The 12795-nt window shown below is 64.1% G+C and carries 11 protein-coding genes; all 11 read right to left on the bottom strand.

Annotation, left to right across the window (positions count from 1 at the left end):
* The 11 genes from VGB22_05580 to VGB22_05630 all read right to left on the bottom strand — a co-directional run bounded on the left by VGB22_05580 (position 1) and on the right by VGB22_05630 (position 12527).
* Entirely contained in the window at positions 1-936 is a 936-nt protein-coding gene (locus tag VGB22_05580; protein ID HEX9750740.1) for a HEAT repeat domain-containing protein, read from the bottom strand.
* Positions 937-941: 5 nt separating this feature from the next.
* Positions 942-2798, bottom strand: coding sequence for a hypothetical protein (locus VGB22_05585; GenBank protein ID HEX9750741.1), 1857 nt, complete (start codon positions 2796-2798; stop codon positions 942-944).
* Positions 2799-2979: 181 nt separating this feature from the next.
* Positions 2980-4212, bottom strand: coding sequence for an ATP-binding protein (locus VGB22_05590; protein HEX9750742.1), 1233 nt, complete (start codon positions 4210-4212; stop codon positions 2980-2982).
* Between the two features lie 43 nt (positions 4213-4255).
* Positions 4256-6433, bottom strand: a complete 2178-nt coding sequence (locus VGB22_05595) for a GAF domain-containing protein (protein HEX9750743.1) — start codon at positions 6431-6433, stop codon at positions 4256-4258.
* 407 nt (positions 6434-6840) lie between these two features.
* Positions 6841-7527 carry a ribonuclease HIII gene (gene rnhC / locus VGB22_05600; protein HEX9750744.1) on the bottom strand — a complete coding sequence of 229 codons (687 nt, stop codon included), beginning with the start codon at positions 7525-7527 and terminating at the stop codon, positions 6841-6843.
* Between the two features lie 271 nt (positions 7528-7798).
* A complete protein-coding gene (locus VGB22_05605; GenBank protein ID HEX9750745.1) occupies positions 7799-8026 on the bottom strand; it encodes a hypothetical protein in 228 nt (75 codons plus the stop codon).
* Between the two features lie 201 nt (positions 8027-8227).
* Complete coding sequence (locus VGB22_05610) at positions 8228-9103, bottom strand: NAD(+)/NADH kinase (protein ID HEX9750746.1); 876 nt, start codon at positions 9101-9103, stop codon at positions 8228-8230.
* A 25-nt stretch (positions 9104-9128) separates the two neighbouring features.
* Positions 9129-10001: a farnesyl diphosphate synthase gene (locus tag VGB22_05615; GenBank protein ID HEX9750747.1), complete on the bottom strand. Its 873-nt coding sequence runs from the start codon at positions 9999-10001 to the stop codon at positions 9129-9131.
* A gap of 22 nt (positions 10002-10023) precedes the next feature.
* Positions 10024-10302 carry an exodeoxyribonuclease VII small subunit gene (xseB, locus tag VGB22_05620; protein HEX9750748.1) on the bottom strand — a complete coding sequence of 93 codons (279 nt, stop codon included), beginning with the start codon at positions 10300-10302 and terminating at the stop codon, positions 10024-10026.
* 62 nt (positions 10303-10364) lie between these two features.
* Positions 10365-11609: an exodeoxyribonuclease VII large subunit gene (xseA, locus tag VGB22_05625; GenBank protein ID HEX9750749.1), complete on the bottom strand. Its 1245-nt coding sequence runs from the start codon at positions 11607-11609 to the stop codon at positions 10365-10367.
* Between the two features lie 12 nt (positions 11610-11621).
* The gene (locus VGB22_05630; protein HEX9750750.1) at positions 11622-12527 is read right to left on the bottom strand and encodes a bifunctional 5,10-methylenetetrahydrofolate dehydrogenase/5,10-methenyltetrahydrofolate cyclohydrolase; all 906 of its coding nucleotides are present in this window, start codon (positions 12525-12527) and stop codon (positions 11622-11624) included.
* Between the last annotated feature and the right edge of the window lie 268 nt (positions 12528-12795).

Here is a 12795-nt window from a genome sequence, read left to right on the forward strand (position 1 = left end):
TTACTCTCCGCTGCGGTAACGGGCGATTTGGGCGATGACGAACGGATCGGTTTCCGACGCGGCCAGTTTTTCGATGGCGCGCCGTGACTTCGGTTCGGGATGCAGGGCCAGCGCCTCGACGGCAAAGCCGCGGATCATCGCATCTTCGAACCGGAGCAATTGCAGGAGTGTTGATCGGGCGCGCTGGTCATCGCAGCCGCCGAGGGCGACGATCGCCCCGTATTGTCCCGGCGGAGTGAATCCTTGCGCCGCCTCGCGCAGCAACGCCAACGGGCATGGGGCAAGATCGATCAACGATTGCAGGGCGGACTGTCGGACTCCGAAAAACGGATCATTCAGGTACGCAACGAGCGTTTCGGCGGCGCGCGCATCGCCGAGCCGTCCGAGCGCCACGACGCAACTTTTCCGCACATCGCTGTCGCCTTCGTCCGGCAGTCGCGACAACAAAGCATCGAGTGCGCGCGGGTCTTTGATTTCTCCGAGCGCGGTTGCGACCTGGGAGCGGACATTAAACCAGGGATTGTCGAGTTGCCGTACAAGTGCCGGAACGGCGGACGAATCACCGATGCGTCCCAGACATCGGGCGGCATTGCGCGGCGTGTAGTCACCCGGCGCATCGAGATGGTCGACCACATGCGGCGTCGCCGCCGGCCCGATCTTTTCGAAAATATCGGCGAGCGTCAGCCGTTCCCGCGCGTCGGTGGCATCCAGCCGATGGACCAGCCAGCGTGCCGCGTCTGCACCCATCTGTGCCAACGAGTCCTTCGCCGGCTCGACGAAGTCACGGTAACGGACACCACCTTCAGAGGCATACAGGAACAGGCGCATCACCCTCGACGAATCGGTCTCGGCGCATGCCGGCGCCGCGCCCGCATACGCACCGCAGGCCGCCACGAGCAATCGGATGGATGCGATGGTCAGACCGCGTCGCCGCACCCCGCTTACTCCTTCTCCGACAATTCCGTCCGCCGATTCATCCAGGCCGAGTCGGCGTCGACGCCGACCCCCCAGCGCGATCCGCCCAGCCAGATGCGCCCATCGCTGCCGGGCCCGAGGTAACGGTCGGCGCCTCCCAGATCGAGGAACAGACCGACCGAGCCGTACTCCCGTCGGGGATTGCCGTAACCCTGCGTGTTGGCGCCGGATTCGACGGAGTAGGCGTCGTTGCCGGCCTGATCGATGAGGATTCCCACGCCGTTGGCCGATCCCGCTCCCTGCGACAGATCGGCGGCGGCGTAGGTATCGTTGCCGCCGCGGTCGATGAGCAGTCCCGCCGACCAGTCGTGGCCGCATCCCTGGGAGACGCCCTTGGCGAAATAGGTGTCGTCGCCGGCGCGGTCGTAGAGGCATCCCGCGGTCATATGAGTCGCCGATCCTTGCGCGTATTGATATGCCTGATAGTGGTCGTTTCCGGAGGCATCGTAGAGCCCGCCGTACGCCCACCAGTACGACGCGCCCTGCCCGAAGATGTCGGCGGTATAGACGTCGTTGCCGCTCCCATCCAGCAGCAGCCCGACGCCGCCGGAGCAATGCGGGCGGATGCCGTAGCCGAACCCCTGCGACAGCGACAGGTAGTGGTCGCGATACCGGAGCACGTCCTCATACAGCCCGCCGGAGGTATAGTTATCATTCCCACTATAATCGGATAGTATCCCCAGTCCCGCCGCAAACCCGAACCCCTGCGAGAACAGCCGTCCGGTGTATTGGTCCGTACCGGATTCGTCGCAGAGCACGCCGATCCCGAAACCGCCCGCCCCCTGCGTGTGGGTATCGCCGCGGTAGGCATCATCGCCGGCCCGGTCGATCAGCGCACCGGCGCCGAACCATCCGGCGCCCAGAGAGAACGAGCCGGCATCGTAGGTGTCGTTGCCGGCACAATCGATTAGCAGACTCCAACTCCAGTAGCCGCAGCCCAGGGCGCGGCCGGACGGCGCATCGTAGATGTCGTCGCCCGACCAATCCACGATCAACGACGGCCGACCGGGGGTGACCGGAGCCAGCCGATACAGGTCATCGCCGCCGGGGTCGAGAATCAGGGACGGCGCTCCCACATAGACATCGGGCCCGAGTGTTCCGACGACGAGCGTGTCGCCGTGGCCGAAGGCAATCCGTCGCATGGCACGGGGCCAATCGGCGGAATCGATAACGGGTGAGCCGTGCGGCAGGGAAGCGAGGAGGGTATCCAGAATGGCGGCGCCTTGCGTCCACACCCAGCGCCAATTCAGCGAATCGGACATCGCGGCGAAACGCTGCGCCAAAGAGTCTTCGCGTCGGAACATCGCATCGAGCGCTTCGGGAGACTTGTCCTTATCGGAGGCATCTTCCCGCAAGAGCTCCGGGAGCGTGTCGCGGATCATCAACCGCGTTGCCAAATCCAGTCCGGCGCAAACCGAGTCGATCCAATCGCGCTCGTCGGACGCGGCCATCGCGATTGTCAGGAAGCGTTTCCAATCCGCTGGGAGAGGCAATGCCGAGACTGGTCGCGGCAGCACAGAGTCGGCGAACAATCGATGTGCCCAATCGGATGGCCAGTCGGACAATGCCAACTGCGCCAGGGGAGTGATGCGAATCGGAACAGTCGGCGCCGGTGTTGTCTGCCTGGTGTGATCGAACGCTGCCGCGCTAAAGGCGTGCAGCACCTCGGGCATGGCCGCCGGGTCGCGCATCAGGCGGTCGACCAAATCCAGGCGGCAACCGTCGCGCTCGACATAGTCGTCCCGCAGCCGCAAGTCGTCCGGGAGCAGGCGGATGTACGACAGCGCAGCGGCGACGGCCCCGGCCGGCCAAATCGAGGCCATGGAGTCGGCGGGGGGTTGGGCGTGGAGGTGCGTGCCGCTGGAAATCAACCCGACCGCTGCCGCCGTCAAAACGACCGACCGGCGGATGAGGCGATGCCGCGATTGTCGGTCTCCCATCACTGGGTGTGATAGGACACGGCCCGGAATCCGTCAATCGCTTTCCGTGCGGATGACGCCGTAATCACGTGTGCGCGGACGCGGCGGAAGTGTTCGCCGTCGCGACCTGGGAGATCAGATCACGCAGTTGATCGAGGTGGAAGGGCTTGGCGAGAACCGCATCGACGTGGGCGTTGGCGAGTTTGGCCTCGTCGATCTGTGCTCCCCACCCGGAGATGACGATCACCGGGACTCGCGGCCGGAGCGTGTAGGCATGGCGCGCCACTTCCCATCCGGTCACGCCCGGCATCCCCAAATCGGTGACGACGATGTCAAATCGGTCGGCGCGCAATTCCACGATGGCGGCGGCGCCGTTGTCGCGGGTCGTGACTCGGTATCCGACCTCGGTGAGCGCCTCGCCCATGACATCCAGAATGGTCTGGTCGTCATCGATCAGCAGCACGCGCCAGTCGCCGCGCTGACCCAGCGTAAACCGTGGCACGGCCCCTTCGGGGGCTTTGTCGGTTTGCGGCAGATCGATGGTGAATGTCGTGCCGACTCCCACCGCCGAGTTGACCCGAATTTCGCCTCCGTGGCGTGTGATGACCCCGTAGGCGACCGCCAATCCCAGCCCGGTTCCCTGCGCGCCCTTGGTGGTATAGAACGGGTAGAAGACCTGTTCCAACTGTTCGGCGGGCATACCGCTGCCTTCGTCCTCGATTTCCAGCAGGCAGCGCCCCCCCACGGGGCGCAGGCGGCAGCGCAGCGGTCCGCCGTCGGGCATCGCATCCAACGCATTGAAGATCAGATTGGCCACGACGTCGACCAATTCGGAGTGAATGCCGTCCACGTAGCAACCCGAACAGGCCGCGCGCTCCACCTGATAGATGACACCATTGGCCTGCGCCTGCGATTCCCAGCGATGGCGCGTGAGCTCCAGGGCCTCGGAGACCACCTGGGACAAGTCGGTCGCGGCAAATTCATTCTGTTGACCGCGCCGGGTGAATGCCTGCAGGCGTTTGACGGTTTCGGCGCCCTGCAGGGCGATCTTTTCGATCTGGGTGATGTGACGCTGGACTTCGTCGGGATCCGACTTGGTCCGCAGGAGTTGAACGCGACCGAGTATGGCGCCCAGCAGGTTGTTGAAGTCGTGGATGACGCCGCTGGCCATTTCGCCGAGGGCGGCCATCTTCTCCGAGCGGCTCAATCTCTCCACCGCGCTCTGTTCATCGGCTGAGTATGCCTCTGGCCGTCGGGGGGCCGATAGCCCCTCCGGCGGCAAGACAATGTCGCGTTGTTCCGGTGACGTGCGCATCATCGTTGGGCGGTGCCCTCAGACGGCTTGGCCGTCTGACGTCGGATCACGAGGTCAGAACGTTGCCCGCGAGACGTGGCGCCGTGACGGGGTGAGCAGGGATCGGCTCAGGCACGCGTACGGATGCCGGCCGCTGAAACACCCGATTGTCCCCCGTCGCCTGCCCCACTTCGCGGTGGTCCTTCGCGCCGTTGTTGCGCGCGTGGGCCGGGTCGGGCGTGAGTGCCGTCAGGCCGTTTCCGCGCACATAGGTGGCCAGGAGATCCTGAATGCGTGTTGCCGACTGGACGATGGTCTCCAGGTGGCGGTCCGCGGTGGCGCACAACGATGGCTGCTTGTAGCGAATCAGTTCCGCCGATCCGACGATGCACGTGATCGGATTGATGATATCACGGCAGAACTCGGACCAGCCCGCGACATGCTGCCGCCCCGCGTGCTGCGGCGGCGGTGCATTGACATCCATCCCGACCCAGCGATAGCGGATGGCGTGGGACAAGGCGGTCAGGACGGCATCGTCGACACGGCCCAGGCGCGTCCGATCGGGATCGCGAACTTCGACGACATCGACGAATCCGAGCACCTGTTGACCGGCGCAAATCGGGATGATTGCGGCCGTTCGCAGATTGATGCCGACCTGCTGCGACTCCGTCTGGTCCATGTGCGATTCGGGATCGTCCTGATCGACATGCACGACGCCGTGCGCCTGCAGGGCGCTGCGATGCCATGGAAGCTGGGACAAACGCATCGGGGAAACTGCGGGCCCGGTGCGGACGCGTCCGGTCGAGGCAATCTCGGTGAGCGTGTCGCCATCGGCGCCGAGCTGCAGCAGTCGGATCGCGGCTGAGGGAACGATGCTGCGCACCGATTGCAGCATGGTCGTGTCATCCTGCCACGCCATGGGCGCGGAGAGCATCTCCCCGGCCAGGCGCGACGCCGCTTCGGCGCGCTGATTCCGGTTGCGTTGCGCAAGGCCGGACAGCCAAAGACCGATGACGCTGCACAGCGGCTGCAGCAATGCCACCGTTGTTTCATCGTATTGCGCGGGTTGCCGGTGCGCGATGGTCAAGGCACCCAACGGCGTTCCGGAGCCGTCGGAGAGGGGCAGCACCAGGCGTGTGCGCATTCCCAGACGGCATTCCCATGGCTCCTTTTCGTCGTGACCCTCCCGAGGGGATTCGCGCAGATCCGGTGTGTTCAGAATGCGCGCGGTCGCGCGCACGCGTCGCGTGGTCGCCGCCATCGGCCAGCGTTTCCGGCTTTCGACGATGCGGCGCTCGCCGGGGACCATGCTGATGCGGTCCTCGTGACGCAGCGAACCATCGACGGCGGCCAGCGACAGATAGTGGAAGTCGACAACGTCGTGCAGGGCGACCGCGACCTGCGCGACGCCGCGCGACAGGCCGATCTGGCCGCTGAGCGCCAATGACAACCACGAGAGCGGTTCGGCGACACGACCGGAGGTCAGACCGCGATGGGCCGCGATCCAATCGGAAACGAATCGCCCGAGCATTTGCCCGGCAGCATGAAGCTGACCGAGCGCGGTGTCGGTATACGAGCCCGGCTGCGGTTGTTGAAGAACCATGACGGCGTAGCAGCCGGCCGCGTCGGCACACGGTACCGCGATCATGTCAGGAGCGCCGTGCATGGCGCGGTACACTCCGATATCGCAACTGTTCGATGCCGCCGCGACCATGCGGTCGGATTCGGCATCGTAACCGGAGTGTGCGATCGATCGGGGATTCGCCGAGCAGGTTGCGATGTGACGGCGGCTCTGAGCGCCGGTCTTGCAGAGATGCACGCAATCGGCGCCGGTAAACCGGCGGATCACGGAGGCGGCATCGGCCAGCATCGAGTCGAGATCCGTTGCGGCCGCATGGCTGTGTGCGAGGGCCGACACCAGCGCATCAAACGATTGCTTCTGTCCGATGCGGGGCGTCATCACTCGGCGATGGGCCAGGCGACGGGTGATCGCCCAGGCGCAGAACAACACGCTGATCGCCAGGGCCGCCGCATGGACCCCCCACGTTCCCCAGGCCAGTTCGGAGATGACCAGCGTCGTATCGACGGTCCACAGCATCGCCCCGAACATGACCATCGCCCATACGCCGGTCAGCAATGCCGGGACGATTGAATCCGCCGCTTTCCCCGGCGTCATGCGGATCGTTGTCCAAAGGACATAGGACGCCGCAACCAGCGTCACCACGGTAATGATTGTTGTGACCATGGCATTTCCCCCTCGATCAAGGGCGGCCAGCCCGTCGATCGGTCCTGCGAGTGCCTGAGCCGGTCGAAACCAACCCATCAGATTGTCTTCCCTGACGTGTCGTTTACCGTCTGGTCGGAATTCGCGCTTTCGGACCGAAGAAGTTGTCGGTGTGCAAAAGTCACGGCGACTATGGTCGCGCTCCGACACTCCGCCCATTCGGAGACGGCGTTGACACATTTATTGCATCGGCTTACGGGGGAAAACCTTGATGGAATCGGCGGCGGCCCGATGTATTGACCAAGCCGCATAACCGGAGGAAGTCGATTCCGAGCGCAAAGGCCGCGTCGTAGCGATTGGCGGCGTAACCTAAAGCGGCACTGCTTGTTCGAGGTTGCTATCGGCCAACGTGACCGCTTGACTTGCGACTACTGACCTTGGCGGGTCAGGAGCAGCCGGGCTTTCTGCGTGTTCTTGAAGTGGAGCTTTGCGTACTGAGATAGAACGGCCTCCCCCTGCCCGGCGACTAAGCGGGCTGCCGCCGCATCGACGGGCGAGCCTGCCCCCTTGGGCAGCACCATCCCGCATTCATCGGACAGGCGTTTGAGACGCCAGAGAAACTCCGCGCGGGCGAGCACGGATGCCGCCGCCACGGCGATGTCGCGTTCGCCGCGCGGCGTCTGAAACAGGCGGACATCGCGGCCCTTTTGCATCAAGGCCTGCTCGATGAGGCGTTCGTCGCCGAACTGATCGGCGACAACCACTTCAGCGGAAGCATTTTCCAGGACATTCTCGATGGCGCGGGCGTGCGCCCACGCCAGCAGGCGATTGAGATTCTTCATCTTGGCGTAAAGCTCGTTGTACTTCGCGGGTCCGATGGCCACGACGGCATGCGGAATCTTTGCCGAAGTGATGCGCTGGGCCAATTGCGCAGCCCGTCCATCGGAGATGCGTTTCGAATCGATGACCCCCCACGCTTCCAGTTGCGCACCGGTCGGCAGATCGGCCCAGACAGCCGCCACGACCAACGGCCCAAAATAGTCGCCCTTGCCGGATTCGTCGGTGCCGACTCGCGCAATGTCGGAAAATCCGCTGATGTCCTTGTCGGCCATCATGCCGCGCAAACATGCGCGGCTGGGTCGGATGCGCTATGACAAAGTTTGGTGGACCGAACAGGGCGAGAGCCGACCGGATTTTCGGAGATGGCTATCGCGATTCAGGCCAGGCGGATTCCACCGGGCGTTTTCGGGCTGCTGATTGAGGTGTTGGGGGTGAGAAAAATGGGCCGGGGAATGATGGAGTTGGGATCGGCCACGCTCGGGAGGGTCGTCGACGAGCGCAGGACATCATCCCCGGCCACATACTTTGTACGAACCGATGACGCCGTCAGATTGGTTCACTCCGTCGCACTTTCGCGCGACGGGCGACCGTCATCGACTGGTCTTCCATAGCTTCCGAACGCCGACCCGACGCCGGCGGTTCCCATGTCGGTGATGGGATGGGAGAATCGAGTATCCGGACGCGCACGAGCGGTTTGATATACAGCGAACGCGAGGGCAGCCATTTCGATGGCCGTGATGGCTCCATGCGCGTGTTCTGCTTCTTGTGCGGCATCTCGACTCCCTGGGGTGCAACGGGACTCCGTTAGGGAGTTTCGCAAACCGCATACCGTCGCGCCAGACAACACCGATCCCCGCAACGCCCGTTTGGGGGGTGTTTGGAGACATCTGAACTCTGGCGGCCGGTCGGAGTGTGCAGCGTCTTGCGCAGGATGGGCAATGAGACATGCCCGCAACGGTCAGGGTCGCGACCGGGCTATGGGGACCCATCGCCCGGCGGTCGTCCGATCCCCCAGTGTAGTTTCTCGCGCAGCACCGACAAAAACGAGTGATCGGCGAAACGCACCAGCCGTCCGCGGTAGCGGCTCTGCGCGATGGTGACGGTCGCGCCTTCGGCCAGCGTGCGGGTGCGCTGTCCATCGACGGTGAGCACGACATGCCCCGAGACGGACCGCACGGTGATCGCCACAGTGTCACCACTGGAAAACACGATCGGGCGCTGTACGAGTGAGTGCGGAGAGATCGGCGACAGGGTCATCACGTGCAGGGTCGGCATCAGGATCGGCCCGCCGACCGACAGGGAATAGGCGGTCGATCCGGTGGGCGTCGCGACGATCAGCCCGTCGCCGATGTACTCGCTGACAAACTCGCCATTGAGCGATACGTGAAATGTCGCGATGCGCGCGATGCCGCCTTTGTCGACGACGGCATCGTTAAAACCGACCCAGCGGTCGTCGGGCGCCGACGGATCGGAGACCTCCAGCATCAGCCGTTCTTCGATCGCGTAATCATCGGAACGGACACGTTCGAGCGCGGTCAATGCCTCGCCCGGCGCCACCGCCGTGAGAAATCCCAGGCCGCCGAGATTGATGCCGAGGACAGGAATACCGTGTGGGGCCGCGGCGCGCACCGATGCGAGCATGGTGCCGTCGCCGCCCAGTGACAGGACCAGATCGACGCCGCCTTTGACCAATTCATCGGGGACACCCGAATAATGCGGGTCGCGCGCCATGTCGATTCGTTCGACGGCCGCGATCGGCCATTGCTGCGCTTTCGCCCAACCCTGAATGGTGGCAACAGTCGATTCGGCCAGCGCGTGGCGGGAATTGACGATGAGAGCGAGGCGTTTCACAGAGGAGCGGATTGGAGGTTTGGGCTCAGCGCGTTCGATGCACGACGTAGTCGGCGATTCCCAGCAGAATCGATGCATCCCCCGGATAGCCCGACACGGCGGCCTTCGCATCGGCGGTCAGCCGCATCGCGGTGTCACGGGCGGCTTGAAGACCGACGGCCGCCGGGTATGTGACCTTCCGGTGCTTCAGATCCGATCCGGTCGGTTTTCCCAGCGATTCCGATGACTCGGTCAATTCGAGGATGTCATCGACAATTTGAAAGGCGAGGCCGAGCGGGAGGGCGTATCGGGTCAATGCCGCCGATGCCGTCTCGTCGGCGTCGGCGAGCGCCGCGCCCGCCCGTACACATGCTTGAATCAATGCCCCGGTCTTGCGGCGATGAACTTCGCGAACCAATGACTCGGTCGGCGACTGCCCCTCGGCCTGCAGATCGGCCAGTTGCCCCCCCACCATGCCGGTCGGACCGACGGCGTTCGCGATGACAGCGACGACTTCGGCGGGCGCGTGGCGCGAGAGGACTTCAAACGCCAGCGCGTGCAACGCATCGCCGGCGAGGACGGCCGTCGCCTCGTCGAAGGCCACATGGACCGTGGGACGCCCCCGTCGCTGGTCGTCGTCATCCATGCACGGCAGATCGTCGTGGACGAGCGAATACGAATGAATCATTTCGACCGCGGCCGCGACCGCATCGACCCCGGGATGGGATCCGTTCAGCGAATCATGCGTGGCCAAGACCAACAGCGGACGCAGCCGTTTCCCGACTCCCAGGACCGCATGCCGCATCGCGGCGAGCAATCGCTCCGGAGCGCCGTGCTGCGTATCGAACCGGCGTTCCAGCTCGGCGTTGACGCGGCGGTTGCAGGCGGACCAATACGACGCCAGATCGACGGGGTTCACGGCCGGATCCGTTGACGGGTGCTCACGCGTCGTCGTCATTGTCGGTGTCATCGGCATCGCCGTCTTGGAAGTCATCGTCGTCCGACTCGCGTTCGGCGATCTTCTCCAGTGACGCGGTGATCTTCTCGATTTTCTTTTCAGCCGCGCCGAGCGTTTTGGAACAGTCGCGAACCAGCTCCATTCCCTCGGCATACAACGCCAGCGCCGCTTCGAGCGCGACATCATCGCCCTCGAGCATCGCGACGATCTGTTCTAATCGCGCGAATTGATCTTCGAAAGTTCTGGGTTTCGTTGCGGCCATCGAAGGGAATCTAAGGCGCGGGGAGTGCTCCGTCCATCGGGTCGTTGGGACCGGGATGCCGGCTACGGCCCAGACCCGGACACGGTCGAACGAATGATGCCGCGACTCAGCCGCGTTTCCAGTTCATCTCCGTCGGAGACGACGGCGGCATCGCGCAACGCATCGGCACGGCCCACTCGCCGCGTGATGGAGTAGCCGCGGCGCAGGACCGCTTCGGGCGAAAGCGCGGTGAGCCGTCCGTTGAGTCCCTGCATGAGTTCGAGGTGGCGACGCAGCCGCTGCCGCATCTGCCGTGTCGCCGTTTCGGTCGCCAGGTCGAGACGCTGCGACCACTGCGCCAGCAGATCGCCGGGACGCTGCAGGGCGTGCGACGACTTGAGTCGTGCAATTTCACGCCGTCGGAATTCGACCGTGTGGCGGGCGGCGCGGCGCATGCGACGGATCATTTCGGGCAGGACATCGCGCGCGGCGACCCAGTGTTCGGTCACCAACTGCGCGGCGGCGGTCGGGGTGGCGGCGCGGTGATCGGCGACGAAGTCGGCGATCGTGAAATCGACCTCGTGTCCGACCGCCGAAATGACCGGTAAGCGCGATGCCGCGATGGCGCGCGCGACCGGCTCTTCGTTGAAGGCCCACAGGTCTTCGAGCGATCCGCCGCCGCGTCCGACGATGATGACGTCGATGTCGGTACGACCATTGAGCGTCCCTATTGCAGCGACGATTTCCGCCGCGGCGCCGTCGCCCTGCACCCGCGCCGGGCATAACACGACATGCAAGCCGGGGAAGCGGGCAGTGATCGTCTTGAGCATGTCGGCAATCGCCGCGCCGGTCGGCGAGGTTACAATTCCGACGACGCGCGGGAACGGCGGGATTGGGCGTTTGCGTTCGGGCTCAAACAATCCTTCGCGCTGGAGCTTCTCCTTGAGCTTTTGAAACGCGATTTCCAACGCCCCGATGCCGACCTTTACGAGCCGCGTGACGACAAGCTGGTAAGCCCCGTGCGGCGGATAGACAGAGAAACGCCCCAGCGCCCGTACATGCAATCCGGCGGCCGGATCGAAATCCAGGGACCGTCCGGTTTGTCGCCAGATCACACACTTCAGAGATGCCTTGTCGTCCTTGAGCGTGAAATAGCGGTGTCCCGACGAGTGATGAGTGTAGTTGGAGATTTCGCCCTCGACCCAGACTGATTCAAATGACTGTTCTAACAGTCGTTTGACGATCTCGGTGATTTCCGAGATCGAATAGACCTTGTCGGGGTGGCCGACGGACGCGGCCTCGAAGGGGTTGGATGAGTCGTCCGGCATGATGAGTCGATCCTATATTACCCCATGTTGCATTTCGGTCGCGAGGACTGTATTGCGCATCAGCATGGCGACGGTCATCGGGCCCACGCCGCCGGGGACCGGCGTGATCGCGCCCGCGACGCGACTGACCGACTCGAAGTCGGCATCGCCGACCAATCGATAACCGCGCTCGGCGGATGTGTCCGCCACGCGGTTGACACCGACGTCGATGACGACCGCGCCGGGCTTGACCATGTCGCCGGTGATCGTCGCCGGTGTGCCCATTGCGAGAATCAGGATGTCGGCGCGGCGGGTGTGATCGGCAAGATTCGCGGTGCGGCTGTGGCACACTGTCACGGTACCATCGGCGTGGCCGCCCTTGAGAGAAAGTAGAATGGACAGGGGCCGTCCGACGATATTGCCGCGTCCAAGAATCACGATCTCGCGGCCCCGTGTCTCAAACCCAGAACGCACCAATAGCTCCACAATGCCGGCAGGCGTGCATGGCAGGAGACGTCCGTGTCCCAATGTCAGCAGCCCGACATTGTACGGGTGAAAACCATCGATGTCTCTGAACGGATCGATGCGTTCGATCAGCGCGGCTTCGTCGATGCTGTCAGGCAGTGGCGATTGGATGATGTAGCCGTTGAGATCGCTGCGGCGATTCAGTTCCTCGACAATCGACTCCAGTTCACGCTGTGTTGTTGTGGCGGGACTACGAATGACCTCGGCTTTGAGTCCCAGCTTGGTCGCCGTCTTTTCCTTGGTGGCGACATAGACGCTGGATGCCGGATCATCTCCCACCAGCACAGCGGCCAGCGACGGTGAGATGCCGCGCTTCTTCAACGCCTCGATGCGCGGACGCAGCTCATCGAGCAACTGGGCGGCGATGGCGCGGCCGTCGATGAGTGTGGCGGATGGGAGTAGTTTCTCTGTCATGCGATTCTACTGGCCAATGTCAGGGGCACACGAGCAATGTCATTCCGAATCCCTGAGTCTCGTCCCGCCGGCGGGACGAGACGAGGGGTGAGGAATCTCCAACACGCATTGGTATCCTCGCGCGCCGAGAGACCCCTCACCCACTCCATTCCGCCCCGCCTTCGGCGGGCCGGAATTCCGGGGTTCGGGGTGACATTGAGAACCCTTCAAGACATTCAACGGCATTCTTCCCGTGCCGGTCAGTCCCGCTGATGCGGGACCTACGGCT

Source organism: Candidatus Zixiibacteriota bacterium, from assembly GCA_036397555.1.
Taxonomy (GTDB): domain Bacteria; phylum Zixibacteria; class MSB-5A5; order WJJR01; family WJJR01; genus DATKYL01.

Coding starts and splice junctions, on each gene's coding strand:
- VGB22_05630 (HEX9750750.1), bottom strand. CDS start 12,527: ATGACAGAGAAACTACTCCCATCCGCCACACTCATCGACGGCCGCGCC.
- xseA (HEX9750749.1), bottom strand. CDS start 11,609: ATGCCGGACGACTCATCCAACCCCTTCGAGGCCGCGTCCGTCGGCCAC.
- VGB22_05590 (HEX9750742.1), bottom strand. CDS start 4,212: ATGATGCGCACGTCACCGGAACAACGCGACATTGTCTTGCCGCCGGAG.
- xseB (HEX9750748.1), bottom strand. CDS start 10,302: ATGGCCGCAACGAAACCCAGAACTTTCGAAGATCAATTCGCGCGATTA.
- VGB22_05585 (HEX9750741.1), bottom strand. CDS start 2,798: ATGGCCTCGATTTGGCCGGCCGGGGCCGTCGCCGCTGCGCTGTCGTAC.
- VGB22_05605 (HEX9750745.1), bottom strand. CDS start 8,026: ATGCCGCACAAGAAGCAGAACACGCGCATGGAGCCATCACGGCCATCG.
- VGB22_05595 (HEX9750743.1), bottom strand. CDS start 6,433: ATGGTCACAACAATCATTACCGTGGTGACGCTGGTTGCGGCGTCCTAT.
- rnhC (HEX9750744.1), bottom strand. CDS start 7,527: ATGATGGCCGACAAGGACATCAGCGGATTTTCCGACATTGCGCGAGTC.